Annotated in this window: 29 protein-coding genes; 20 read left to right on the top strand and 9 right to left on the bottom strand. The window is 47.6% G+C overall.

Going from position 1 to position 26,166, the window contains the following annotated elements:
- The first annotated feature begins 32 nt into the window (after positions 1-32).
- From ACXAGR_RS18500 to ACXAGR_RS18435, 14 genes are all read left to right on the top strand, one after another.
- Positions 33-383 carry a rhodanese-like domain-containing protein gene (locus ACXAGR_RS18500; RefSeq protein WP_349585776.1) on the top strand — a complete coding sequence of 117 codons (351 nt, stop codon included), beginning with the start codon at positions 33-35 and terminating at the stop codon, positions 381-383.
- A 131-nt stretch (positions 384-514) separates the two neighbouring features.
- Entirely contained in the window at positions 515-1,432 is a 918-nt protein-coding gene (locus ACXAGR_RS18495; RefSeq protein ID WP_119500983.1) for a LysR family transcriptional regulator, read from the top strand.
- Positions 1,433-1,610: 178 nt separating this feature from the next.
- Positions 1,611-3,467, top strand: coding sequence for a putative bifunctional diguanylate cyclase/phosphodiesterase (locus ACXAGR_RS18490; protein WP_474851839.1), 1,857 nt, complete (start codon positions 1,611-1,613; stop codon positions 3,465-3,467).
- 92 nt (positions 3,468-3,559) lie between these two features.
- Complete coding sequence (locus tag ACXAGR_RS18485; RefSeq protein WP_303574538.1) at positions 3,560-4,894, top strand: sigma-54-dependent transcriptional regulator; 1,335 nt, start codon at positions 3,560-3,562, stop codon at positions 4,892-4,894.
- A gap of 11 nt (positions 4,895-4,905) precedes the next feature.
- Entirely contained in the window at positions 4,906-5,130 is a 225-nt protein-coding gene (locus ACXAGR_RS18480) for a histidine kinase dimerization/phospho-acceptor domain-containing protein (RefSeq protein WP_119500980.1), read from the top strand.
- A 6-nt stretch (positions 5,131-5,136) separates the two neighbouring features.
- The gene (locus ACXAGR_RS18475) at positions 5,137-6,648 is read left to right on the top strand and encodes a sensor histidine kinase (protein ID WP_474845586.1); all 1,512 of its coding nucleotides are present in this window, start codon (positions 5,137-5,139) and stop codon (positions 6,646-6,648) included.
- A complete protein-coding gene (locus ACXAGR_RS18470; protein ID WP_474845584.1) occupies positions 6,638-7,090 on the top strand; it encodes a response regulator in 453 nt (150 codons plus the stop codon). Before ACXAGR_RS18475 ends, ACXAGR_RS18470 begins: the two co-directional genes overlap by 11 nt.
- Before the next feature lie 37 nt (positions 7,091-7,127).
- Positions 7,128-9,179 carry a response regulator gene (locus ACXAGR_RS18465; RefSeq protein WP_474851837.1) on the top strand — a complete coding sequence of 684 codons (2,052 nt, stop codon included), beginning with the start codon at positions 7,128-7,130 and terminating at the stop codon, positions 9,177-9,179.
- A gap of 175 nt (positions 9,180-9,354) precedes the next feature.
- The gene (locus ACXAGR_RS18460; RefSeq protein WP_474845580.1) at positions 9,355-9,684 is read left to right on the top strand and encodes a DUF883 domain-containing protein; all 330 of its coding nucleotides are present in this window, start codon (positions 9,355-9,357) and stop codon (positions 9,682-9,684) included.
- A 1-nt stretch (position 9,685) separates the two neighbouring features.
- Positions 9,686-10,264, top strand: coding sequence for a hypothetical protein (locus tag ACXAGR_RS18455; RefSeq protein WP_474851835.1), 579 nt, complete (start codon positions 9,686-9,688; stop codon positions 10,262-10,264).
- On the top strand, positions 10,261-10,518 hold the full coding sequence (locus tag ACXAGR_RS18450) for a hypothetical protein (RefSeq protein WP_303574544.1): 258 nt from the start codon (positions 10,261-10,263) through the stop codon (positions 10,516-10,518). Before ACXAGR_RS18455 ends, ACXAGR_RS18450 begins: the two co-directional genes overlap by 4 nt.
- 9 nt (positions 10,519-10,527) lie before the next feature.
- The gene (locus ACXAGR_RS18445) at positions 10,528-11,103 is read left to right on the top strand and encodes a CC0125/CC1285 family lipoprotein (RefSeq protein WP_474845576.1); all 576 of its coding nucleotides are present in this window, start codon (positions 10,528-10,530) and stop codon (positions 11,101-11,103) included.
- Between the two features lie 151 nt (positions 11,104-11,254).
- The gene (locus ACXAGR_RS18440; protein WP_474845574.1) at positions 11,255-11,800 is read left to right on the top strand and encodes a type II secretion system protein; all 546 of its coding nucleotides are present in this window, start codon (positions 11,255-11,257) and stop codon (positions 11,798-11,800) included.
- Positions 11,801-12,029: 229 nt separating this feature from the next.
- Positions 12,030-12,491: a ferritin family protein gene (locus tag ACXAGR_RS18435; protein WP_474845572.1), complete on the top strand. Its 462-nt coding sequence runs from the start codon at positions 12,030-12,032 to the stop codon at positions 12,489-12,491.
- A gap of 24 nt (positions 12,492-12,515) precedes the next feature.
- Here ACXAGR_RS18435 and yfbR read toward each other — a convergent pair whose 3' ends face one another.
- Positions 12,516-13,160 carry a 5'-deoxynucleotidase gene (gene yfbR / locus ACXAGR_RS18430; RefSeq protein WP_119500972.1) on the bottom strand — a complete coding sequence of 215 codons (645 nt, stop codon included), beginning with the start codon at positions 13,158-13,160 and terminating at the stop codon, positions 12,516-12,518.
- Between the two features lie 294 nt (positions 13,161-13,454).
- Between yfbR and ACXAGR_RS18425 the strand changes: the two genes are divergently transcribed.
- Complete coding sequence (locus tag ACXAGR_RS18425) at positions 13,455-13,631, top strand: DUF1328 domain-containing protein (protein ID WP_474851833.1); 177 nt, start codon at positions 13,455-13,457, stop codon at positions 13,629-13,631.
- Positions 13,632-13,661: 30 nt separating this feature from the next.
- Positions 13,662-13,856, top strand: coding sequence for a hypothetical protein (locus ACXAGR_RS18420; RefSeq protein ID WP_119500971.1), 195 nt, complete (start codon positions 13,662-13,664; stop codon positions 13,854-13,856).
- 43 nt (positions 13,857-13,899) lie between these two features.
- On the opposite strand, the gene ACXAGR_RS18415 is transcribed toward ACXAGR_RS18420, so the two are convergent.
- From ACXAGR_RS18415 to ACXAGR_RS18390, 6 genes are all read right to left on the bottom strand, one after another.
- Entirely contained in the window at positions 13,900-14,451 is a 552-nt protein-coding gene (locus ACXAGR_RS18415; RefSeq protein ID WP_474851831.1) for a DUF6942 family protein, read from the bottom strand.
- Between the two features lie 90 nt (positions 14,452-14,541).
- Positions 14,542-16,989 carry an efflux RND transporter permease subunit gene (locus tag ACXAGR_RS18410; RefSeq protein ID WP_474851830.1) on the bottom strand — a complete coding sequence of 816 codons (2,448 nt, stop codon included), beginning with the start codon at positions 16,987-16,989 and terminating at the stop codon, positions 14,542-14,544.
- Positions 16,940-17,842: an MlaA family lipoprotein gene (locus ACXAGR_RS18405; RefSeq protein WP_474851828.1), complete on the bottom strand. Its 903-nt coding sequence runs from the start codon at positions 17,840-17,842 to the stop codon at positions 16,940-16,942. The genes ACXAGR_RS18410 and ACXAGR_RS18405 overlap by 50 nt, the downstream gene beginning before the upstream one ends.
- Positions 17,829-18,170: a hypothetical protein gene (locus tag ACXAGR_RS18400; RefSeq protein WP_474851826.1), complete on the bottom strand. Its 342-nt coding sequence runs from the start codon at positions 18,168-18,170 to the stop codon at positions 17,829-17,831. The genes ACXAGR_RS18405 and ACXAGR_RS18400 overlap by 14 nt, the downstream gene beginning before the upstream one ends.
- 53 nt (positions 18,171-18,223) lie before the next feature.
- Entirely contained in the window at positions 18,224-18,391 is a 168-nt protein-coding gene (locus ACXAGR_RS18395) for a hypothetical protein (protein ID WP_161599134.1), read from the bottom strand.
- A gap of 407 nt (positions 18,392-18,798) precedes the next feature.
- Positions 18,799-19,401, bottom strand: a complete 603-nt coding sequence (locus ACXAGR_RS18390) for a BON domain-containing protein (RefSeq protein WP_474851824.1) — start codon at positions 19,399-19,401, stop codon at positions 18,799-18,801.
- Positions 19,402-19,663: 262 nt separating this feature from the next.
- Here ACXAGR_RS18390 and ACXAGR_RS18385 point away from each other — a divergent pair, with 262 nt between their 5' ends.
- Positions 19,664-20,650 (top strand): endonuclease/exonuclease/phosphatase family protein, encoded by a 987-nt coding sequence (locus tag ACXAGR_RS18385; RefSeq protein ID WP_474851822.1) that lies wholly within the window; start codon positions 19,664-19,666, stop codon positions 20,648-20,650.
- A gap of 58 nt (positions 20,651-20,708) precedes the next feature.
- Here the strand turns inward: ACXAGR_RS18385 and ACXAGR_RS18380 are convergent, their stop codons facing one another.
- Both ACXAGR_RS18380 and ACXAGR_RS18375 read right to left on the bottom strand, forming a co-directional pair.
- Positions 20,709-21,095 carry a response regulator transcription factor gene (locus ACXAGR_RS18380; RefSeq protein WP_474851820.1) on the bottom strand — a complete coding sequence of 129 codons (387 nt, stop codon included), beginning with the start codon at positions 21,093-21,095 and terminating at the stop codon, positions 20,709-20,711.
- A gap of 412 nt (positions 21,096-21,507) precedes the next feature.
- Complete coding sequence (locus tag ACXAGR_RS18375; RefSeq protein WP_474851819.1) at positions 21,508-22,038, bottom strand: hypothetical protein; 531 nt, start codon at positions 22,036-22,038, stop codon at positions 21,508-21,510.
- A gap of 272 nt (positions 22,039-22,310) precedes the next feature.
- Here ACXAGR_RS18375 and ACXAGR_RS18370 point away from each other — a divergent pair, with 272 nt between their 5' ends.
- The 3 genes from ACXAGR_RS18370 (at position 22,311) to ACXAGR_RS18360 (ending at position 26,128) form a co-directional block, all read left to right on the top strand.
- Complete coding sequence (locus ACXAGR_RS18370) at positions 22,311-24,434, top strand: TonB-dependent receptor plug domain-containing protein (protein WP_474851817.1); 2,124 nt, start codon at positions 22,311-22,313, stop codon at positions 24,432-24,434.
- A gap of 108 nt (positions 24,435-24,542) precedes the next feature.
- Positions 24,543-25,604 carry a hypothetical protein gene (locus ACXAGR_RS18365; RefSeq protein ID WP_474851815.1) on the top strand — a complete coding sequence of 354 codons (1,062 nt, stop codon included), beginning with the start codon at positions 24,543-24,545 and terminating at the stop codon, positions 25,602-25,604.
- Positions 25,604-26,128, top strand: a complete 525-nt coding sequence (locus ACXAGR_RS18360; RefSeq protein ID WP_474851813.1) for a response regulator transcription factor — start codon at positions 25,604-25,606, stop codon at positions 26,126-26,128. The genes ACXAGR_RS18365 and ACXAGR_RS18360 overlap by 1 nt, the downstream gene beginning before the upstream one ends.
- The last annotated feature ends 38 nt before the right edge of the window (positions 26,129-26,166 follow it).

Raw genomic sequence — 26,166 nt, 5'->3', positions numbered from 1 at the left:
TGTCATGACCCGACCATTTCCGGAGAATAACCATGCTGAAGACGATTCAGGAACGCATTGCTTCTATCACCCTGCCCTTACGAATTATCACCGCTCAAGAGGCAGCGTCGGAATGCGCCGGAAACGACGGCGTATTGATTGACGTTCGTGAGCCGGGTGAATGTCAGAACCAGCCGTCTGAAAGCGCTATCAATTTCCCCAGGGGGGTATTAGAGATGAAGATGGCCGAAAAGTTCCCTGACGCCGCCAAACCGGTTTATTTACATTGCGCATCAGGGGTCCGTGCCAAACTGGCTGCAGAACAACTTGCATTGATGGGATACGAAAATGTCTCTGTGATCACCTGTCCTGTTATAGATATTTGTAAACACTTCCCTGAATGACAGACCGGCGCAACCGGCTGATAAGGTTTTATGCTTTCGTGTTTTACCAGCGTGCGCTCTGAGGTAAACTGATTATCAGAAACAGAAGCAAAGTTACCTTAGTGGTTGATTAAAGACAGACACGGAAAATTATGTTGAAAGCAACGTTAGAGCAGTGGCGGATGTTTAAAGCCGTCGTGGATGCAGGTGGCTTTAATCAGGCAGCACAGCTGGTACATAAAAGTCAGTCGAGTGTGCATCACGCCGTTCAAAAACTGGAAACAGCCCTTGGCATTACTTTATTTGAAAATGACGGGCGAAAAGTTAAATTAACAGAGGCCGGTGATTTGATGCTGCGCCGTGCTAATTTTCTCCTTGATGAAGCGCACAAACTGGAAGCCGTTGCAACGAACCTGCAAAGTGGTACCGAGACGCAATTACGCATTGCTGTTGATATTATTTTCCCGCCTACGCTTTTATATAATGTTTTAAATAAAGTCTCTCAGGAATATCCCCTTTTACGGATAGAACTGATGGAAACCGTACTTAATGGTGCAAATTCACTTTTAAAAGCTGCTGAAGTAGATATTGCTATCTCACCTTTTGCAGTTAAAAACGGTTTCAGCGAAGATTTATGCGAAATCGAATTTGTTGCCGTTGCCCACCCGGACCATCCGCTGCATCAGCTTGAACGTGCTTTAACCGTAGAAGATTTAAAATCTCACCGTCAGATAGTGGTGCGTGATTCGTCTGCAGAACGCAAAGCCGAATCCGGCTGGCTGGGTGCCGACCAACGCTGGACAGTAAGCCACGTACGTACATCAATCGACATTATATGCAAAGGTCTGGGTTTCGCATGGCTGCCACTGGCTATTATCAAGCCACAGCTCAATCAGGGACTGTTGAAACCACTTCCGATGGAGACCAGCGGTATACGTAAAGGCCTGTTGTATCTTTGTTTTGAAGACGGAGACCGTCTCGGACCCGCTGCCCGTGCTTTTATTGGCGAACTGCGCTATCAGTCAATGAATCTTCCCACAGCAGAAGCGGAAGGCTTTTTAATTCGTTAAACAGCACGCAAATCGGGCGCAAAAGTTGCCCCAAAAAGCGTAAGCAGGTATAACAAACAGGTCCCGTATAAAATAATAACAAAGGAGGGACCCGTGCCACATACCATCATTTATTGTTATTCCGGAACCACAGGGTCTGCACCTGAGATTCAGCCTTCCAAAGCGGATACCACAATCAATGCCGCATAGAGTCGAAATTCAACATAATAAAGCCAGCTTGCGCAAGCGGTTGCTGGCAGGCTCCACAGGCTTATCTATGCTGCTGATAGGCGTATTGTGCTACCTCGGCCATGGCATTCTGATTGAGCTTGAAACCGATTTTGAAAAACAGTATTTCGACAGCCAGATGCCTTTTATCAGCACCCTTGCCAGTCAGCCGGCCATTAACAAAAGATTGATGCCTGATGCGGTAATAATGGTGAAACGGGGTCCGGTAATCTTGTATCAAAAGTCCGGCATAGTTGACCTTCCCGACACACTGACGGCAAACTCAGGCGAGCCGGTCACAGAATTTAATAACCTGCGTCTTTATATCCGTGAACTGCCTTCAACCGCAGATGGAGCCCCGTTAACCGTTATCTGGCGCACAAAAGATCTCACTGAGATATCCTCACAGATAGTCAACACCCTTTCTGTCGCCGGCTTTATTACGTTTTGGGTTGCAGTGTGGGCTGCCCTGCTGATGTCCGCCTTTATTGCCCGCCGCTTTGAGCAGGCTAACAACACGCTGGAGCGACTGGCTCTTGAAGATGCACTGACCAAACTTCCCAACCGCAATGCGCTGCTGTCCGGTGATACCTTCAACTCAACTCATGGCGCGTTGTTTTTTCTTGATCTCGACCGATTCAGAGAAATAAATGATGCGCTGGGACACGCGATGGGTGACAGAATGTTGTTTGCTTTTTCACAGCGGTTAAAAAATATTGCCGGAAAAGGCGTCAAGGTATATCGCTACCGTAGTGATGAATTTGTTATCTGGCACCCTGACCTGCCGGCAGACGATGTGCTCAGCCGCGCGTTTACCCTGCTGTACGATTGCCGCGAGCCGTTATTTATCGGAAACAGTGCATTTGAGGTCAGTTGCAGTATTGGTGTTGCCTGTTTCCCTGAGCATGGTCATCACCACGAAATGCTGATCAGAAATGCTGAAAACGCCATGCACAGGGCAAAAAAACTGCGTCTTGGCGTGCAAATTTATAATGAAAGACTGGCATATAACAGCACCATTAAAGTGACGTTGCGCAGTCAGCTTCGCTCTGCATTAAACAATAAAGAATTTGTACTGCATTATCAGCCCAAAGTAGAAATTGGCAGTGGCAGGCTGGCAGGCGCCGAAGCCATTGTACGGTGGCAGCATCCTGAAGAAGGACTGCTGCAACCTTCGTTATTCATTGATTTGGTCGAACAAAGCGGCATTATTCATGCTTTTACCCGTTACACGGTGGAAATGGCGGTCACTCAGATCAAAACCTGGTCATCCTACGGGTTTGAATTACCTGTTTCTGTCAATCTGTCTGCTTATAATTTAATGGACAGCGCATTCATCCCCTTTGTCCGTAGTTTGCTGGAAAAGTCAGGTATTAAACCGGCCTTGCTGGAGTTTGAACTCACTGAAAGCGCAACGATGGTGGACATCGCGGTAAGCCGCCGTGTATTGTCAGATTTCAGAGAAATGGGCATTGCCACCTCGATTGACGACTTTGGTACCGGCATGAGTTCATTTGCCTACTTGCGGGAACTGGATATTCATACTGTCAAACTTGACCAGTCCTTTATTCGTGGTCTGGCTGAAGGAAACCGTGACGCAAAAATAGTGGAAGGCATTGTGTCTTTATGCCGTAACCTGGGGATCGATGTGATCGCCGAAGGTGTAGAAACACAGCAACAAGCCAGCCTGTTGACCCGGCTGGACTGTCACATCGCACAAGGTTATCTTTACGGCAAACCCATGCCGGCAAAAGACATCCTTTCTGTGATGCAGGACGGTACTTCCCTGACATCACCGCAAAGCCGTACTCACGCCGGCGGTCACTGAATTTATAATTATAAAATAATGCGTGATCTTAATCCGCAGACACCCTGTAAAACGTACATTGCGACAATAATTTTTACTAAAGGACTAACACAGTGCTGACTGTTTTACTTGTGGATGACGACCCTGAGTTTACCGAGGTAGCTTGCACAATTATCGAATTTTTGGGTCATGACATTCTGACCGCAGGCAACCTTGCCGAAGCCAGGGAATGGCTGGAAAAAGAAACCTTCGACCATGTTCTGCTGGATTTCATGCTCCCCGACGGTAGCGGCGTCCACCTTTTTGAAGAACTCGATGCCCTGCCCAAACGTCCCAAAGTGACGTTAATTACCGGCCATCCTTCTGTCCGCGGCATTATCAAGGGCCTGTGCGGGCCGAATATCGATTATCTGGTCAAGCCCATACAGCGGGAAGACATCGAAGCAGCCCTGTCCGGTAAAAAAGAAAAACCGGCTTCCGGTGGTAATAAAATTAAGAAGTATTTCGGTCATCTCATTGGTGAATCAGCGCCAATGAAAGAACTGTATAAACTTATTGAACGGGTAAGCCGCACGAGCGCAAACGTCATGTTGCTGGGTGAAAGCGGCGTGGGTAAAGAAGTGGTTGCCGCCTCAATTCATCAGGCCTCTGATGTGACCGGCCCGTACATCGCCACCAACTGTGGTGCGTTTTCTAAAGAATTGATCGGCAGTGAATTATTTGGTCACGAAAAAGGTGCTTTTACCGGCGCGGTGAATCGTAAGGAAGGGGTATTTGAACAGGCTGAAAGCGGTACGCTGTTTTTAGATGAAATCACTGAAATGCCTATCGATATGCAGCCTAACCTGTTACGGGTACTGGAAAATAAAGTGGTCATCCGCGTGGGCGGAACCAAAACCATTCCGGTAAACTGCCGCGTCGTATCAGCGACAAACCGCCGGATGGAAGAAATTGCTGAAAGCAAAGTATTACGGGAAGACATCTATTTTCGTCTCGCCGTGTTTCCCATTACGATCCCGCCATTGCGGGAACGCAAGGAAGATATTCCGCTTCTGGCCATGCAATTTATTGAAGAATTCAATAAAGAAAATGATACCCGTTTTGAATGGGATGAAGCCCAGCTCGATACCCTCACTGCTTACGACTGGCCGGGTAACGTACGTGAACTGCGTCACTTTGTGCATCGTGCTGCCATCATGAGTGACCCGGATAAAACCAACATAGAATTACCGAAAACAATTGAATCTCCTTTCGCGAAAAAACAATCGACGACGACGGCGCTGGAAGCCGGACGGACCATTGAGGATGTGGAAAAAGAACTAATCTATGCCACTCTCGAGAAAGTGAACGGTAATAAAACACTGGCAGCAGAGATGCTGGGGATCAGTACCAAAACACTCTATAACCGTTTGCACGCATACGGTGATTTGAGCAAAGACGAGTCCTGAGGAAAGGATCCATGACTGATGAAAAGCTGGCGGTAATTGCAAAGTGGGTACATGATGCAAGAAAACCGCTCAACCGCATCTCGATGCAGGCCGAACTGGTAAAGATGGCGCTGAACGGCGATATTCCGGTAGAAAAAGCGCAGGAAGCGCTGGATAAAATTATCGTAAGCACAAAAGATTGCAGCCACGCCCTGACAGAAATGATGGATGAACTGGCCAGCGGCACGGCGGAATAATAATGTATGCTGAATAAAGTTGTTCAATCTGCTTACAGTTGGATCACGCTGGTTACCGTGGTCATTGTCATTATTACCGGAAATGCATTTTACGTTGTCAGTACACTGGATGAGCTTGCCTCTCTTGAGAGCAGGCTGTTCAGTACTAACCGCGTGATCAATGCTATCAATAAACTTCACATGGCTGTACTTCGTGCTGAATCCGGGCAACGGGGTTACCTGCTAACCAAAGATGAAGCCTACCTCACCGATTACACCATCACCCTGAACAAGCTCAATGAACTGCTTGAAGAAGTTGAAGCCGCATCTGTGGAATCGGATCTTCCCGAACAGGAAGATAATATCGAAGATTTAATCGATTTGAGTAAGGCGAAAATTAACGAGCTTATCAAAACTGTAGAGCTTACCCGTGCCGGTGAATACTCCGAAGCACTATCTCTGGTGAATACCGATTTGGGCCTGAGCTTATACGATGAATTCGATTTACGTTATGACAGGGTGGATGCCACGGAAAGAGAGGCACAGGTCAAGCACCTCGACAGCCTGATGCGCCTGCGTTCAGACTCGGTAACGACCCTCATTATTTCCGGTATTACTACCGGTTTACTGATTATCGCTATTCTTATCTTATTGCGCCTTAACTTGCGGGAAACCGTTAAGCATCAGCGGGATCTGGAAGAATACAACGAAGAACTGGAAGATAAAATTGAGGGTCGCACGCAGGAACTCAAACTGTATGCAGATGAGCTATCCCGGAGCAATCGCGAACTGGAAGATTTCGCTTTCGTCGCCTCCCATGACTTGCAGGAACCGTTAAGGAAGATTCGCGCTTTCGGTAACCGTCTGGAAGCTGGCTATGCTGACGTGATGGATGAACGGGGAAGAGACTTTCTGCAGCGCATGCTCAATGCAGCTGAACGCATGTCGATGTTAATCAGTGACTTACTCGCCTTCTCCCGGGTGACCACAAGAGGTAAGGACTTCTCAAAAGTTGCCTTGTCTGAGATCCTCGACAATGTCACCAGTGACCTGGAAATTGCAATAGAAGAATGCAAAGCCACCATCAATGCAGGCTCCCTTCCGGTGGTGCAGTGCGATAAAACGCAAATTGAACAATTGTTGCTCAATCTGATGTCCAACGCACTTAAGTTCAGATCCGAAGACACACCACCGGTTATTTCCCTGAATTCCCGCCCGTCCGCGGAGGAAGAACTCGAACCCATTTTATTGAAAGATGAATACGAATGGGTAACCATCACAGTTGAAGATAACGGCATTGGCTTTGAACAGTCTTTTGCTGAAAAAATATTTGCGCCGTTCCAGCGTTTACATGGCAGAAGTGCCTACAAAGGAACGGGCATTGGACTAGCCGTTTGCCGCCGGATTGTTGAGCGGCACAATGGCGTTATAAAAGCATTCAGTGAACCGGGCAAAGGATCGCGCTTTGTCATTACGATGCCTGTCGATGGCGAACCGTTTGCGACAAACAGCGAAGGAGTAGTAAAACATGTCTCTTAAACATGCCACCCCGATAAATATTCTGATGGCAGATGACGACGAAGACGATCGTCTGCTTACCCTCGATGCACTTAAAGAAAGCCGTGTACTGAATAATCTGTATTGCGTCGAAGACGGTGTAGAGCTTCTGGAATACCTGCGCCGTGAAGGAAAATATGCCGATCCGAAAGACTCGCCCCGCCCCAGTCTCATTCTTCTGGATTTAAATATGCCCAGGAAGGACGGCCGTGAAGCCTTACAGGAAATCAAGGCTGATCCGTCGCTCAGAGGCATTCCTGTGGTCATTCTGACGACATCGAAAGAGGAAGAAGACATGCTGAAAGGCTATGATCTCGGCTGCGCTTCATATATCACCAAGCCGGTAAATTTTGAAGGTCTGGTTGACCTCATGCGGGCATTAGGACGTTACTGGATTGAGTTTGTAGAGTTACCCCACGATTAAAAGTGGGCAGCAATAAATAGTGCACGGGGAAACGAGCGTGGCAGAAGTTATTCGGGTTTTACTGGTAGAAGACGATGAGGATGATTATTTCCTCACCGCCGACTATATGTCCCAGTGTGAAGACCCTAAATTCCACATCACATGGGTGACAAACGGCAAAGCCGCCATCGATGCTTTTCAGAAGCGCACCTTTGATATCTGTTTGCTGGACTACATTTTAGGGGCAGAAAACGCGCTTGATGTGCTTGCCACCTTTAAAGCTGCAGGTATCACTGTTCCTGTTGTCATTCTGACCGGCCAGACAGACAGTCAGGTGGATGACATGGTGATGCGTGCCGGTGCAGCTGACTATCTGAACAAAAGCGAAATTGAATCCCCCCGTTTCATGCGGACTATGCGATATGCCATGGTTCGTCGCGAGATAGAAAACGAGCGCATCGAACGTCATAAAGTTGAGCAACAAAATAAAGCAAAAGATAAGTTTCTGGCCCACCTTGGCCATGAACTACGCACACCGTTGACATCCATTCTGGGCTACACCGAGCTGTTGCTTGACGATGAAGCCAACGAACCGATGAACCAGGAACTGTCGATTATCCACACCAATGGCAAACACCTGCTCAGTTTGCTGAATGATTTGCTGGATATGTCACGTATTATGGCTAATAAACTTGAGCTTTCACTCAGAGAAGTGAATCTCAACGGCTTTCTCACAGACGTCCATTCACTGATGAATCTGGCAGCGAAAGACAAAGGGCTTTCCATGGAAGTATTTTCGCAAAATGATATTCCGGATTTTATCACCGCCGATCCTACCCGGCTCAGACAGGTATTAATCAACCTTATCAGTAATGCGGTTAAGTTTACTGATACCGGCACCATCCGGGTGTCAGTGGAAACCCTGCCTCCCCGAAAATCTGATAATAAAGAATTGCTGTTATTCCGGGTCACTGATTCGGGTATCGGCATGCCGCCGAACAAACTGGATGACATCTTCCGTCCTTTTGAGCAGATTGAAGATGTTATGCGGGCTAACCATGGCGGCGCCGGTCTTGGCCTGGCGATATGCCGTGAACTGGTGTCCAAAATGGGCGGAGAAATCAGTGTTGAGTCAGTATTTGGCCGCGGTAGTACTTTCTCTTTCACCATTGACCCCGGTGACATCACCGAACAGCATTTTGACGTATTCCGGTTATCAGCGCCAACGCCGGATGAACTCAGCAAGAACCATCTTCATGTCACAGGCCGGGTACTTATCGTCGACGACTTACGTGAACTGAGAAAGTTGACCGGTCATATGGTCAGTCAGTGTCATGCAACTGTGTCCTATGCAGAGAATGGAGTTAAAGCGCTGGAAGCTGTTTTGCAGGCTGAACAAGCGGGTAAACCTTATCATCTGGTGCTGATGGATATACACATGCCCGTTATGAACGGCATTGATGCCCTTAAAGCCATGCGTAAACACCAGTGTAATGTCGCCGTAGTGGCAATTACCGCCGCCAGCAGAAAAGGCCTGAGACAGTCGCTGCTGGACGAAGGATTTGATGATGTGCTGGGCAAGCCCATCGATAAGCCCGCGTTGTTCGAAATACTGGATCGTTATCTTATCAGCACACCGGGAATGGCAAAGCCTTCAGAAGATGAAGCATCCAATGTCAATAAAGCGCTGGAGTTTGTACCTTATAAAACAGCTGAAACGGAGTCCTCTTCCCCGCTTTCAGATACCAGTGACAATCAACCCGGTGATTCTGACGGAAAACAGGTATTACTGGTTGAAGATGACCACGATGCTGCAGAACTGATGAAGTTATTGCTCAGTCACCTCGGCCACAGTGTTGAGGTTGCTCATAATGCCCGTGAAGCGAAATCCCTCATTGCCATTAAGCCATTCGATGCCGCCCTGCTGGATTTAACTCTGCCGGATGCTAACGGGATCAGTCTTGCCAGCGATATCCGTCAGGAGCACAAAGATGTAAAAATATACATTGTCAGTGGCCGTGAGCCTGATGAAAATGACTTAAAAGACATCGATATCGCCGGCACATTGCTCAAACCTGTCAACCGGAACGATCTTGCCACGCTGTTTTAGTAAGAGGTTGCCTGCAATTATTACAGGCAACCTGTAACAAACTCAGGTACGTGGAAACACTACAAATTCCCCGAAAAAGCAAAAATTATTAAATATCAACACTTTGCAACAAACAATCGTAGTGGTATTGGCCTTGCAATACTCCTTATGAACATTCCAAAAAGGAGAAATTATTATGGCTAATGCAGCATCAACCGCTTCACCAGCTTCAGCAACAAAGACATCTAACGGTGTGGCTGATTCGACTCATCCTTTTACAGACAAAGCTCAGGCGTCTCTGCACTCGTCTGTAGATAAGCTGGCTGAATCAGCGGCCCGTGCCGAACAGAATATCCGCTCCACCGCGTCTGACTCTGCTGACAACATGGCAGCACGTAAGGCGCAGATGGATGCGAAGTGGAAGGCCTCAGGGGTACGTAAGTACGCCATTGAAAACCCGGTAGCCACTGCAGGTATCGCGTTTGCTGCAGGTATGCTGGTTACTTCACTTTTACGTAAAAAGTAACATGAGCGTCAGGGAGCCGACTGGTCCCGGTGAAGAGATGGTCACCGGGCACATTCCCGACGAACCCCCGGTCAGTGATACTGACCGGGGTTTTTCTCCTTCCCGCTCAGAATTCCCGGAAGGCCGTCAGGATCCTTATACTGAAGACGCAGGCAACGAAGAAACTGAGACTTCCGATGAGTCTGATCCTTCGCTCGACGACATGATAACCAATGCGCAATGGGTGCTGTTCCAAAAGCAACAGGAATTGATAGCACTGACGGAACTTACCGCAGCCGAAGTGAATGTGGCCAGGCAATCAGTGGTAGTTACCGGCATATCAATTCTGGCGTCATTCGTGTTTGCCTGCTTCTGCTGGCTTATCGCCAATATCGGTATTGCCATCACATTGCATCATTTCAACGTTCACAACGGCGTAACAGCACTGATTGTTTTTGTGCTTAATCTCGCTCTGGCGGTGGCTGCATTTGCGATAGCCAGAAATGCTTACCGCTATATTTCGCTGATGCCTGCAGTCAGAACGCTGTTGCAGGCTGTTGGTGTGAACAAAGAGGAAAAACAGGAGGAAACAAAATCATGAACCTGTTTTTAAGTTCGGCACTCCGCGCCCGTGACAAGGCGCAGGAAAACTACGAAATATCGCAATATGAAAGTGCGGTTGCAGTGAACCATGCTAAAGTGACAGCAAGACTTTTTGTTGCCCGCCCCGAAACCCTGCTTACCTGTTTCGGTGCCGGTGCCTGGAAAGGTGCAACCAGTGATGATCCACCCGGCAAGCGCCGGCAAGCCCTGTTTGCTTTTGCCCGCACGGCAGTTTTCAATTTTTTAGGATAAGGACACCTTATGTCAGGTTTTGCATCAGGATTAATGATTAAAACGCGCAACGTATTTTTACCGGTTTTAACAGCAAGTGTGCTGATTCTCAGTGCCTGCAGCAGTGTTCCGGACTCAGCGCCAACGCCATATAAGGCGGCAAAATCTGAGAAACAGTACGGATATTCATCTGTTCAACTGTCTGATGCGGAGTACAGGGTGATGTTCCGCGCCACAGAAGCCACCGATGCGGCGCTGGTGCAGGAATACACTTTATACCGCGCAGCTGAAATCGCTCAGGCCGCCGGCTATCAGTATCTGGCTATCGTGAAAACAGATGTTGAACGCAAAATGACTACCGGCAAACGCCTGGTAAAAGACACCAGTGCTGCTCAAATCCCTGTACTGCAGGAAGAACAATGCACAATGTCAGGCTGTTCCGGCGTAGCCCAGCCATTCCCGGCGCAAACCACAGAGATGACCGTTGAAACACAGACCATGGAAGACGTGTATTTTTCAATCATGGTTAGAATGAGCAATGATGCGGCAACTCTGGGTAAAAAAGCGTTCACCGTCAGTGAACTGCTGGCAAACAAACCTGCCTGATATCTGAATTGTAAGCATCGCCGGGGCAGCCATTTACTGATTCTGCTCTATACCTGATAAACGCCTGAAATACCCGTTTCAGGCGTTTCTTTATTGGCGCAAACGTTCCTTTCCTCTATTCTCATCATGTCGTTAATCAGAACCTTATACCATGATGAAAACTATTAAATATTCTGCAGGCTTTACATTAATCGAACTGGTCATCGTCATTGTCATTCTTGGCGTGCTGGCAGTAACAGCTGCTCCCCGTTTTATTGATTTATCTGAAGATGCCACCAATGCCGTCACTCAGGGTCAGATGGGCGCATTCAAGTCAGGCATTACGCTGTTACAGGCCAAATATCAGATTCGCCAGACAACGCCGATAAATATCGGCGGACAATCTGTAGATTTCACATCCGATGGCTGGGCTCAGGGTAGCACTGCGGATACCGCCGGCTGTGTGGACCTGTGGAACAAAGTTTACAGCAGCCCGGAACCGGTGAATGCGCTGGCCAGCTACAACAGTCCCCTGGTGACTGGCTGGAACGCTTACTACTACAGTGGCGCCTGCGGATACATTCCCGGTAATGCCGGCGAAGTATTTTACGATGACACCGGTAATCCGACTCAGGTACATTTCGTGTACTTCACTCAGGATCTCACTGTATCTACCTATTCCGGTAATGCAGGCGATGTGAAAATGTACAACCTTTAATTACTGTTATCAGCACTTAAAAGCCGGCATTGTTCTCAATGCCGGCTTTTACTTTTTTACAGAGCAAATTGTAAAGATGTATTTACCCGTTTCTTCCACACGCTGCCTGTTTAAGCACCTGGAAAAAAATCCTTACATATCATAAATATAAATTTTCACTAGCAGAGACAGCATATGGCCTGATCCCTGCAAATTCCCATACAGAGTTTTGCAACAAAGGGAATCCGCTGTGTCTGCTGCTAATTATCCGTCTGATAATATTTCATATCTCATCAATGTGCTGCAAAGCGGTATCACGTTTTACAGTGACGGAATTAAAGCCGTGAGCTGCGACAGTACCCGCGCCCTGTTTTCGCGTATACTAAGAGAGAAGCAACAAGCCTGTACTGATCTCATGCCTTATGCAGGTCAGCACAGTGATTTTACTGAAACGTCTCTGCTTATCGAAGCGAGAAAACTCTATACCCATGTAGTCAGTAAGCTTTCTGCAAACAGTGAGCAGGTGTTTGTTGAGCAACTGATAGCGCTGGAATCACGGGTTCTGAGACAGTTTGATGATGCGTTAAACGAAAAACAGAGCCAGTCTTGTGCTCAGTTGTTGCGGAAAATCCGCACCCGCATGCAGCAATGTTATGATGAATTATTATCCCTGAAACAAGCCAGAACGCGGTTATTGAAAGACCGCGCCTGAACTGAGAACGTTAAACGTTCCCTGTTATTCTTTAATATTCAGTGTATTAGCCCTTTCTACCCAGTCTAAATCGCGGGTCTGCTCATCCAGCGTTCCTTTTGCATCTTCAAGAAATACCTGACAGAAATAATCCACACATTTAAACGTGTCCCGGTATTTTTTCAATTGTATGTCCATTTCGTGCATAGCATTTGAAAACTCTGAGTTAGATTTTGATAACTCATAGTCACATTTCAGATAAGCACACAATACGTCTGCGGCTTTCGCCAGCGCCACATGAATATCTTCTTTATCCTGCTCAATCAGAGGCTGATAACGCTGACGTAGTGGTTCAGGTAACGTTTGAAGTAACATGGCTTCAAACCTTCGCTCCAGCTTTTTAATCGCCATGGTAGTTTCAGGGTCGTGATATTTTACCGGGCTGGGAATGTCGCTCATACCGGCAATTTCACTGCCTTCATGGAAAATAGCCATGGAGGCTACCCGGTCAGGCTCAACATCTTCGTTAAATACGTCTTTTGCAATTGCCCCGAGCATGTGAGCAACCACCGCCGCTTCATAAATATGCGTTGATAACATTTCTTCCTGAAACTGCGCCATCAATGGCCAGCGTTTTACGTTTCTTGCTCTTTGCATCAAACCGATAAATGCAGAATGGTTTTTACTCATGAATAGTTGTCCGTGTATCGAAAGCGGGACCGGCACCGGCTGGCGGGCCACAGGTAAGCCGGATTAAATAAATGATGAAATATAAATCTAGTGTACCAGCGTCTCTCATGCACTGCATGAAAGCTTTCCGGAGACTGTGTAAAAAATGCAAGTATGTTGTAACTACCGCTCTGTCCATCAGGCCCAAACGCAGCAAAACAAAAAAATAACCCTTAATTTTCAACACCTTAAATAATGGCACAATACCAGCATAAGTTAATATGTCATTTACTAGAGCAATATGAGGAAATAATTATGCTAGGTTGGGCAGTTACATTTTTCATTATCGCCATTATCGCAGCAGTTTTTGGCTTTGGCGGCATTGCCGGTGCAGCATCAGGCATTGCTCAGTTTTTATTCTTCGTGTTTGTAGCGTTGCTGGTGATCTCTTTGGTCGCAAATGCATTACGCGGCAAATCACCTAGAGTCTAACAATATACATTGGAACAAGGAGAAAGGACTATGAACTTATCTAAATTAATGCTTAAAGCACTGTTAGTAGCAGGTTTCGCATTCTCACTGGCCGCTTGTGGCGACGGTGAAGCAGAAAACGCAGGTGAAAAACTCGACGAAGTCGTTACCGATGCAGGTAATGCAGTCGAAGACGCCTGTGAAGATGCCAAAGAAGGCATGAATGCAGAAGACAAAGACTGCTAATCAGTTCTGAGAAAATCAAAACCAGACCTCCGGGTCTGGTTTTTTATGTCTGACACCCCATAGCCTGTTTCAGTAAAGCCGGCCTCCTTCTGATCAGATAATTCAGAAAACCAATTTTTTCATTTGTCAGCTGCCGGTAGTCAAAATACGGCGTCACAACCAGTGACCGTTGCAAGCACACAGCAAAATCAGCCGTCAGCCATTCCACACTGTCTGTTAGTCCCAACGTCCCGGCAAAGGTTTTGCCCATCACAATATTTAATCTGGCGGGGTTAAAGTGTTCCGGCGCTTTAAACCAGAGTGCAGTACTTCCCTGCTCTGTCAGCAACAGCTCGTCACGATACTGCTGCCATGACGAAATGCTTTGCGTTGTGCCGGCACTCTCTGACAAGGCAAATACCCATTTTGCGTAGACATTAAATACTTTACGCCAGCCGTTTCCGCATTCCCGGTTTATGTTCTCAATGAGGGTATTATTTGCCGGCAACAATTGTCCCGGAGGCCCCGTCAGAGGATAATCAGGCCGGTTTGCCATAAACACCTGAATACACGCCTCTTCACACCCTAACCCTGCAACGGAATCTGCCTCAGGCATTGCTCAGCTCCTTTCTCAGCCATCAGTAAAAAAGGCCTGCATCGCTGCAAGCCTTTATTCGTCTATATATCATACCTGATTGCTGGGGCATTACCCGCTACTTTTCTTACCAACAAAACGGTTTAGCAGCGCCGGCAATAAACTCAGGTCAGTAAACAGTGCCAGCAGCATCGCCAGTGCCGTCAGCAAGCCAAAATACACACTGGGTAAAAAGTCAGAAAAACCGAACAGTGAGAAACCCGTTGCAATAATGGTAGAGGTGAACAATATAGCCAGTCCGGAATGCCCGAACGCTGAACGGCTCCCCGCGTCTGCGCTGCCACCTCCCTGTTTCATACCAGACAGGTAACTGTGTAAAAAGTGAATGGTATCATCGACAGCTATGCCCATGGCTATGGCCGCAATAGTGATAGTCATAATATCAAGAGAAATACCGGACCAGCCTATAATCCCTAAAATTCCCAGCGTGGTGAGAATATTCGGTAGCAGCGCAATCAGTGTGACCTTAAGCGAGCGGAAAATAGCAAACAGCACCAGCGCCAGCACAGCATACACAATGCCGAGAGTTTTGATTTGGGAGTCAAACAGACGACTGAGAATATCCTGATACAACACGAACAGGTTAGTCAGTTCATACTGAGAATCATCCAGCCCCGTGGCTTTTAAGTCAGACTGCAGTTGGGTCATAAACAGTTGACGGTTCAGCCCTTCCGTAGTGTCCTGAATACGCGTAGAGATACGAAAGGCATTATCTTCAGCAGAAAAATACGCCCCCACCAGCTGATTTACCACCTTTTCATCCAGTAAACGGTAGATAGAGGTAAGCTCATACTCAGTAAGAGGTTTTCCGCCATTTAACTGTTTTGCCAGTTCAGTAAAATTTACTACCGACGTCACACTGCCTGTGGCGTCAAATGCCTTAATGGCCGCCTGCGCCAGCTGCAATTGTGCGACAGAATCTGCCGTCAGTACCAGTTCCTTCGACGCGTTTTGTTCATCCAGTGTAATAATGACATCCAGGGCAGTAGAACCACCAAATTCACGGTCGATAAACGCCAGTTCTTTGTAGATTTGCGTGTCTTTATCAAAGTAATTAATAAAGGAGTTTTCAACATTAAGCCGTGTGATGCCCGCAGCCATAACAGCAAACACAATGAGCACAAACCCGCTGACAGCCAATGGTGCGCGCATCGACAGCCCGCGCAGGCGTTCCAGCAATGCTTTAATAAAACCGTACTCTTTCGTTTCTTTACTGGCCGGTAAAAATGACAGCAAAGCCGGGAACAGCAGCAAACTTACCGCCATGGTGATCAACATGGAAGCCAGCATCATCCATCCAAATGCGACCACCGGCTGCAAGCCTGAAAAGATGAGAGCGCCGAATCCTACAGAGGTTGTCAGCGTGGCGTAAAAACAGGGAGACAGTTTATCTTCCAACGTAGCGATAATGCGCTGGCGTTGAGAATACTCAGGGTTATCCCGGCTTATTTCGCGGTAACTGCCAATAACGTGGATCATTACTGCCAGGGTAAGAATAAGTTGCAAAGCTACAAAATTTGCGGAAATGACCGTGGTACGTAAATCCAGCAACCCGAACTGGCCCATGGTCAGAAATACGCTTACTGTACAGGAAAGTAACGGAAAGAATACCCACTTAAATGAACGGTACAATAAGGCCAGAAGTAACACGATAACCGCAGCGATTGCAGTGCCAAAATTCACCAGGTCTGACTTGATGATATCTATAAGATGCTGGCCTACCACATAGGCACCGCCAAGGTAGGTGTTGGCTCTGTCAGACACAGACTGCGTGATTTGTTCAATTTGTTCGATTTCGGCTCTTCGCTGTGTGGTCAGTTGCTGACGGATAGGATCAGCCTTCGCCTTTAACGCTTCAATTTTCTTATTGTCGGCGTCACTGAGGCTCTTACCGTCAAGTACTTTGGCCTGAATGGCGGTAATTTCTTTGTCTATTTCTGCCAGTTCAGGATTGTCTTTAAAAACAATCTGAATGCCCGTTGCGGTTTCCTGACGGTTAACCAGCAGATCAGTAAAAATCGGATGGCCTGAAATCATCGATTTCATTTGCGCGGGAGAATACTGCTGCTTTTCCCATGACAGAGAAGCCACATCGGTATCACCGGTAAGTGCACCGGCATCATTAATAAGCGGCACGGTGATAATGGATGTCACAGCTTCAACACGGTCGATTTTCTTGATTTCTGCCGACAGCGCAGCAATATCATCAAATGTCTGCCGGCTGAACAGATCATGAGAAACCGGCTCATAAGCCAGCAGAATAAATTCCTGTGGGGCGAATGTCTGATCAGCAACCTGAGTCTGAATGTAGAGCTTGTTATCTTTCACCAGTAAGGTGTCTGCGGATGCATCAATGCGAAATTGCGATATGTACAATCCCAGCCACACTAAAACCGCAATAAAGAAAACCAGAATACCCCAGCGGGCTGAAACAATCCCTGCCGCCAGCTTACTGGTTATCTTGCTGTTCGCGTTCACTGAGTTCGAAGAGTTCGTCACGTCGCTGTCCCTGAATGTACTGATTACGGAAATAGATGTAAGGATCCTCAGCCTGCTCATACAGTTTCCTGTACGTATCTGACTGATTTGAGAAGTCATCAAAACCTTCAAAAATCCTCAATTGATAGCTTTCCGGTGGTTCGGCAATGTAATTTACCGGGTGGACAAACCCTTCGGTGAGCGTAGATAACGCGCCCCGGGAATCAGACGGACCTAAAATGGGAATAACCAGATAAGGGCCGGAGCCAATATCATAGCGTTGTAAGGTATTTGCGATGGTTTGCTTTTGCGGTTTGATGTCGAACCAGTCGGATGCCGGGTCGAATAAGCCGAGCAGTCCCACCGTAGAATTGATCAGAAAGCGCCCTAAGTTTGCACCAGCCTCACCGAACTCGCCGGCAAAGGTGTTATTGACCAGATTCAACGGCTCTCTGAGATTATCAAAGGCATTACCAATTTTGTCTCTCACCACCCCTGGCACTACATAATGATAACCGTCTGCCAGCGGTAAAAGTACATACTGATAAGACACGTTATTAAAGCTGAACATGGCCCGGTTGAAGCCTTCCCAGGGATCGTTGTAATACACCCCATCACCGGTATTCCCTGACTGAGGGGTATCACCTACTGCAACCACTACCGGAGAAACGGATACGGCTCCCTGGCTGGTTTGTACGGTAACGTCTTTCCCTTTCGCAAGCTCTTCAGCCAGTGCAGGTTCGTTTTTTTGAGGTTGTGTGTTGTCCTGCGGTTGTACAGCAGAATTTTCAGGCATGTCGGGCGCGCCGGCACAGCCGCCCAATAAAAATACACAAATAATTAAGGCGAAAGCACCTTGTCTATAAGCTGGCATAGATACCACTTTCCTTCCTTTCGTGGTGATTCATTATATTTTGAGCCCGCTGCAGAGCTTCATCCCTGCTGTAGTCCCAGTCACTATCATCATAGTTACGGGCCAAATCAAGATAATGCTCAATCCTTTGCTTACGAATTTGATGAAACGAATTCGCCGGGTCAAATTCCAACTCATTAAATACCGCCTCAACTTCTGCCAGATCAGCACCAGCTGATGTTTCTGCCGGCGTTTCCCCCAGCCAGGTTGAAAGTTGCTTTCCGGACCCCAGAGCTACAAGACTGGTCAGAAGTAACACTGTCATTACTGCAATTTTTAAGTAATTCATGTTTTTCACCATCGTTGTTTAATTCAAGGGCCGTCCGGATCGCTTTCCTGTACTTACTTAGCGGTCGCTGCCTCCGCCATCACTGCACCTGCTGTTGCCTTACCGGCTTTGTGGTCACGTTTGTCGTAGCGATCGAACCAGTTAAAAACTGGCTGCGAGTGAATGAGACGCTCAAATGACGTTGACGGTAACGGACGGTGTTTAGTCTTCAGAAATTTCATACTGCTCCCTTGCGTGCGTAGAATTGAATTCCGGTAAATGACTTATTTACTCTCACAACTATTTCTAATATTCCAATTTCCGCGCCATATTTTTAAAGACCTTACAGAAACGCCGCAAAAGCCACCGCCGTGCTTCAACGTCATGACCGGCGTTTTCGTAACCTACTGTTTTATTAGACTTAAGTATTAATTCATTATCATAGAAGAAAAATCATAGGGAAAGGATGCGGGCGATTACACCCAAACAATTTACGTAAACCTGAAAAGACAATGATACTTTTTTACTACAGGCAGGAAATATTTTCACAGACGGGAAGGAAGGTTTTTCAGCAAGGTTCACTAACCGGGATGCAATAAAAAAGGGCTGAGATAACTCAGCCCTTTCCGGATTATGCAGTTAAAAAGTATTATTCACTTTTCATCGCTGTTTTCTGTTGAACGACCTTCAGGTTGTCTTCAACGTCTGTAACATCTGTGGCGTTTTTCGCAATCTCAACGGCCAGGTCACGCTCAGCGTCTGAGTCTACTGTACCGGTAAGCGTAACATTGCCCTGCTCAACATCCACGTCGATATCAAAACCGGAAATGTCAGAGTCCATCAGCAACCGGGTTTTAATTACAGTCGCGATTTTAGCATCTGTCAGTTTGCCGGTTGCAGAGTCCATGTCCATGTCATCGCCGGCCATAGCTTCAGAGTCATGCTCTTCTACAATTGTGAGTTGGTTATCAACATCTGTTACGCCGTCGATATTTGCTACCAGCTCTTCCGCGAGCTTTTTATCAACCGAGTTATCTACCTTACCGGTCAGAATAACCTTGCCATCCTGAACGTCGGTGTTGATATCAAAAGAATTCAGATTACCGTTAAACAGTAATGTTGCTTCGGCTTTGCCGTCTATCCAGGCATCCTTGGCACCTTCCTCCCACTTGTTCGCAGTATCCATAGATCCTGCAAAAGCAGAAGTAGTTAATGTACCAGCTACTAACAGTGAAAGAATTGAACGTTTCATAATTTTGCTCTCCTTAATTATCAAGCAAAATAACTGAAGCCAACTTCATGCCATGAAATTAAACAACTGAAAAATATAACTTTTTATCGTTAACTCTAATTTTTAACTCTTTCCCTTCATGCAAACTTTTCTCAGAACCCCGTATTTTTTACCTTGCATTTACAATTGCTGAAATCACCTCGTTTGATCGAACCGGGCAGAAAGTCTTTATATAAGTAAGCTAAGAATTTTGACTCCGGACAGTAATTTCATCGGACGAACCATGACAACAGTACTCTCTATCATTACTCTTTTCTTTATTGTGGCTGCGATACTGCCTCACATACCCGGCCAGCACTGGTTAATTCGCGTATGGGAGTTTCCCCGTCTGCAACAGGCGTTTATTTTACTTGTGCTCACCTTAGTCTGGACATACTGGTATATCGAAAAGCCCTTACTGGCGCTGTGCATGCAGGCCGGTGCTGTCTGTGCTTTGCTTTATCAACTGGCATGGGTGATCCCTTACACACCGGTATGGCGCACAGAAGTGAATCAGGTATCAGCAACTGATGACGACCGCACAATAAGCATTCTGACCAGCAATGTATTAATGACTAACGATAACTATAACGCACTGATTAATCTTACCAGGCAACGTAAACCGGATATTCTGGTGACGCTGGAAAGCAACAAAGACTGGGAGCAGGCTCTGTCGGTCCTTCATGATGACTATCCTTACCGCCTCTCCTGCCCGCTGGAAAATCTTTACGGCATGCATCTTTATAGCCGGCGTCCGTTCGGCAACGAAAAAATCCGGTTCATTATTGAAGATGACGTACCGTCTATGGAAATCTGGCAGGAAATGGCCGGTACTCAGGTAAAAATCCATTTTGTACACCCTAAACCGCCAAGTCCTACAGAAAACAAATCTGCCGGCCCCAGGGATAAGGAACTGACACGGGTAGGAAAAGAAATGGCAAAGTTAAAGCACCCGGCCATTGTCACCGGCGACCTCAATGATGTGGCATGGTCACCGACGACCCGAAAATTCAGAAAAATAAGTGGCATGCTGGATCCCCGCCGTGGCCGTGGTTTTTTCAACACTTTCCATGCGGATTACCCGTTACTGCGCTGGCCCCTTGACCATGTCTTTCATACAGAGCATTTCGAACTGGTCAAAATAGAAAGAATGCCGGATGTAGGCTCTGACCACTTTCCCTTACTTACAACACTGAGATTAAGAACTAATCCATCAGTTAAACAGGCATAAAAAAACCTGTGGCTTTTCAGCTACAGGTTTCCATGAACTCTCTTTTGAGGGCGTTTTGTCAGGCTGTGATTGCCAGCGGTTCCCGTGTGGCAAAACGTTGACAACGACTCACAATGTCACGGTAGTCTGAAGGATCCGGAACACTGTCATCTGCAGCGGCGAAGGCTGCGTTACCTGCTGGGTCTTGCCCGGGGTTCATCAGTAACACCGGCGAATCGCAGGCCTGTTTTATTTGTGCCAGTATATCCGCACCGGTTAAATCCGGCATCGCTACATCGAGGAGAATAGCATCGTATCGCTGAGCCTTGCTCAGACGGATAGCCAGCTTTCCGCTGGCAGCAAAATCCACTTTCCATCCCAAACCGGTCAAAAAGCAGGTTAGCTGGCTTGCTACCACAGGATCGTCTTCAACGACCAGAATTTGTAAAATTGTACCGGGGGTCATGTTGCCTCCTTGCTGTTTTCACACTCTGTCCGCATTTCTGCGACAGGTCTCATGGACCCTAAAACTTAAGGAAACGCACATTTAATTTGTACTGGTGCTACAGGTGCAGCAATCAAGTTGCTACCTTTCTGCACATGTATCTGCAGAATTTACGAGTGCAGAATTCACGCCATCTCTGTATAAGCGGCATTTATTTCAGATTACAGTTGCCGCCGCAACGAATATTGTTGATGAATATCAAAATCTTAAAGAAATAAACGTACTGATTTCATGCTCAAAGGTAAGACAACATTACCATTAATGAAATTTGAAAAACAATTCTATCTGTGAATATTGTCCCCATGGCAGGCCAAATTGGGACAAGTCAACCGGCACCTGCTCACTTTTCGTGCAAACACCGGGGAAATGGATATCAGGAAAGGAAGGAATTAATTTTCCGGCATGCTTTATCGCGGGATATAAAGTGCGCAAGAGCCAGCAACCGGTCGTCCCGTGGCCAGACCGCCTGATTAAGGGTACTGACATCGTTTTCCGATAGCCGCTGCGTATCCAGCATAAGCGCCAGTGCTTTTTTATTCGGCTTTATCAGCGCGGGTTCAGCTGCGGTAACCAGACTGACAGGCACACATATAAATTCCCGCTTTTGCGGATCGCGGATCACGCAAATTTCATCGTCACTTGAAAGTACAGCCGGCCAGCCTTCAGCGATACGGCTTTGACCAAACATGGCCAGCGTAAACGCAATCAGTACACCAAACACGGTAAGTTGGAAAACCTGGGATAAATCAGGAGCCATAACCACAATAATGGCGACTACAACACAAAAAATACACCACGCAGCAAACACCCGGCGCATGGCCTTCGGGCTGATACCGGAAAAAATTGTTGCGTGTTTAAGTTGCTCTTTATCGAGAGTCTTAACAGAAACCAGATTATCAGACACTACAATATCCTACAGAATAACTTTATACCTGAAACGTATAACCAATATGATAAAGCCGCAACTAATCATTAGTATGACAAGGATGGACCGGATGAGCGGCTATTGTTACATGATTTCTGAGCCTGAATAAGGGCTTATCTTCCTTAAAGCCAAATAAATATCGCCAAACTTCTCAAACGCTTAACTTTTGAACATGTGCGACAATTTGCCGCATGTTGGTTTTGCGACGCCGCCGTTACACTATCGCCGGATTTAATAACCGGAAAACGTAAGTGAAACCATTCCCCTATGCTGTATTGTCTGCAGCCACACTGCTCAGTACATTAGCTTCTGCCGGAGAAACTCTGGTGGAAACCATCGAAGTCACCACCCGCCAGTCTCATCTTCATGGTGATGAGAACCTCTCATCACGCCTGGCACAAGCCGGTATCACGTTTTCAGCGGCAGGCGGTGTCTCTGCATTACCGGTGATGAATGGTATGATGGGCGACCGCATTCAGCTACTCACCGACGGTGTGCCTGTTACTGCAGCCTGTGGTAACCAGATGAACCCGCCTCTGTCGTATGTTTCCGCCAATCAGGTCAATACCATTGCCGTTTTACCGGGCGTGTCTCCGGTCAGTGCCGGCGGTGACAATATTGCCGGGGTTATTGCATTGTCTACTTTCACACCGGCATTTAATACAAGTGATACGGTAACGTTTGAGAAAGGGTCGCTGGGGTATTTTTATCAAAGCAACGACAATGGCAGAACCCTGAGCGCTGATGCCACTGTTGCCAGTGACACATGGTATCTGAGCTATGCAGGAAATCAGTCCAAAGCAGAAAGCTACGAAGACGGGCATGGTAACCTGGTACTTGATACCCTTTATAAAGCCACAAACCATTTGCTGACTGGTGGTTATCAGGATGCATCACAACGCCTGCAACTGAGCATTTCTCACCAGCGTATCCCCTATCAGGGCTTCCCGAACCAGTACATGGACATGACTGACAATACCAGTACAGGCATTACGGCCCTGTACCAGCGACAGTTCGGAGATATTGCCCTGGATGCCACCGCCAGTACCCGTCATACCACCCATGAAATGGGCTTCTTCACGGCGGAGAAAACAGGCATGATGCCAATGAACACAGACAGCCACGACACTGCACTAAAGCTGAAGTGGACAATGCCGGCAGACAACAGCAGTACCTTTGTTTTTGGTCAGGAATATTACGCCAATCGCCTGGACGACTGGTGGCCGGCCGTAGAAGGCTCAGCCATGATGGGCCCCAATGACTACATCAACATTAATGACGGGGAGCGGGACCGCCTTGCAGCCTGGGCTGAATGGTTGTCCGCCGCTGATAAAGACTGGCAGTATCAGGCGGGGCTGCGCGCTGAATATGTCACAACGGATACCGGTGAAGTTCAGGCATATGTCAACAGCAGCATGGATGGAATGTCCATGGGTGGCATGTCCATGGGTGATATGTCAACGAGCAGCGGGATGATGATGGCAAACAATCTGGCAGCAGCCAGCGCATTTAATTCAGCAGACCGGAGTCAGTCTGACACACTGTTCGACGCCACGTTGCTGGCTACACGCAAATTATCCGGCGAACAAAGCCTGACACTTGGTTTAGCAAGAAAGAACCGCGCCCCTAACCTTTATGAACGTTACAGCTGGGGAACCAGCGCCATGGCAACTTCCATGATTGGCTGGTTCGGTGACGGCAACGGCTATATCGGCAACATCAATCTTGCACCTGAAACCGCCAGTACAGCCTCGGTGTCCTGGCAAGCAGAAAAATCAGACTGGGCTGCAGAAGTGAGTATCTGGTACACGCGGGTATCAGACTACACTGACGTCGACGTCACCGGTACTTTCAACCGCACAGACTCCGCTGCAGGACAGAGAAACATTCTGCAATTTGTGAACACAGACGCCACCCTTACCGGTGCTGAAGTAAAAGCATCGAAGCGATTGTTTGACAATGAAGCAGGGGCACTGACCTGGAAAACAGCATTCAGCTGGCAACAAGGTGAGCGCCGCCATGGAGAAGGCAATCTTTACCAAATCATACCAGTACAGAATACTATGAGCCTTGAATATGCCATATCGTCGTTCTCCGGAGCATTATCGTGGCAATGGACAGGCAGTAAAAACGATGTGGATAACCGGCGCAATGAGAACACCACTGACGCCTGGTCACTGCTGCATCTGTCTACTGCCTGGCAACAGGGTAATATGACTTTCCACTTCGACATCCATAATTTACTGGATACCTGGTTTGAAGAGCCCGCTGGCGGTGTCAACATTGCTCAATTTAAGCAAACGCCGGAACAGGGCTTCGCGCAGATTGCCGGAAGGGGGCGGTCTTTTGACCTTGGCGTAACACTGGCGTTTTAGCCTTAACACTTTATACTCTGCGGTTGTACGCCGCAGAGCACTCTATAATCAGGCCCGCTCTGCAGAAGCAGTACGCCGGAATAACAGACAATGCGGTAATCCACGCTGATGCTACTGATCTTGCTCACCCTGCTACCCGAAAAGCGCCGGCTGAACGCCGTAGCGTTGTTTATCTGCACAGTGATGGAAATCGTGCTGATAAACTGGCTTATCGGATTGAACGGTGCGGCCAGTAATCCCTACGCCATCATATTACTGATCCCCCTTGTCGCCGGTCTGGTTCAACTTCCCTTCAGGTTGGCCACGGCGGTATTGCTTATCAGTACCGGTGCCCAGTTATTACAACTGCTTGCTTCCCCCGCTTCTCATCACGATGGCATGGCGCAGCATGCAGCCAATATGGTGTGGAGTTTTGCCGGCACGAGCGTGTTTCTTGCAGCCATCATTTTTTATTACCGCCGCCAGTTAAGAAAGCGCAATGCGGCTATTGTTGCGCTCAGAGAAACTCAGTTAAGAAATGAACAACTCCTGGCTATTGGCACTGCCGCCGCACAACTTACCCATGATGCTGCAACGCCGGTTCAGACAATTAATTTACTACTGGAAGAATGGTGGGACAGCCCGGATCCGGCACTCATAAAAGAGCTCAGTGAACAGGTCAGCAGACTGAATGGTTTGTTATCTGACTGGCGGGTAGTGGCTGATGATGTCAGAGAGTCCCGCACCACAACCTACCGCAGTTCAGGATTAATCAAAGCATTACGGCATAGTCTGACTCTTGCCAGACCGGAAGCCCTTATTCACTGGCAAACCTGTAATAGCGATTGCAATATTCACGCTGACCGCACTCTGCTGCCTGCGCTTACAAATATTGTCGTTAATGCCTGTGAGGAAGCGTCCGGTGAAGCAGACAACGGCGTGAGCATCACTCAGGTTGTCAGCACCGGTCAATGGACGTTGCGGATAGCTAATCCGCTGAATAATGCGCCACCTGAACACGCACCGGTCATCGGCCGGCAACTTGTTCACAGCGAAAAAGGAAACGGGGTTGCCAGTGTGCTGACAAACGCAACAATTGAGCGGTTCGGTGGCAAAGTCAGTTGGGAAATTATTGATAGCCGGGGCACTCTCACACTTGAAACCACGGTTATTTTGCCGGCAGAGCAATAATGCAGACTATCTTTATCATTGACGATGATCCCAGACTTTCACAAGTGCTTGCCAGACGGTTTGCCACCAAAACAGAATTTAACGTACATTGCTTTGTATCGGCCAGTGAAGCCATGCACTACCAGCAAACCGGTGTTTATGCAATTTTACTCGATATGATGTTGCAGGATGAAACCGGACTGGATTTTATTGAGCAGCTGGCCGCCCGCTTTTGCCCCCGACACCTGATTGTGATGACAGGATACGCCAGCATTCCTACCACCGTGCGGGCCATCAAAAGCGGTGCCACAGACTACTTAACCAAACCGGTTTCTTTCCAGACAATTTTGCAACGCCTCGGGGTGGTGTCAGCCGGAGATGAAAAAGAATCGCTGACACCGATGACGCCGGCACAGGCGGAGTGGGAACATATTCAGCGCACCCTGCACGACCACGAACACAATATTTCCGCTACAGCGAAGGCACTGGGAATGCACCGCCGGACTTTACAAAGAAAACTGCAAAAGATGTCACCGGGCAAATAATATTACCCCTTGCCGTCGTCACGGAGTGACGTCAGGGT

The sequence above is a fragment of the Alteromonas sp. ABH4_457 genome, from assembly GCF_056160625.1.
The sequence above is the reverse complement of the archived record's forward strand: the minus strand, read 5'-3'. Positions and strand labels throughout refer to the sequence as shown.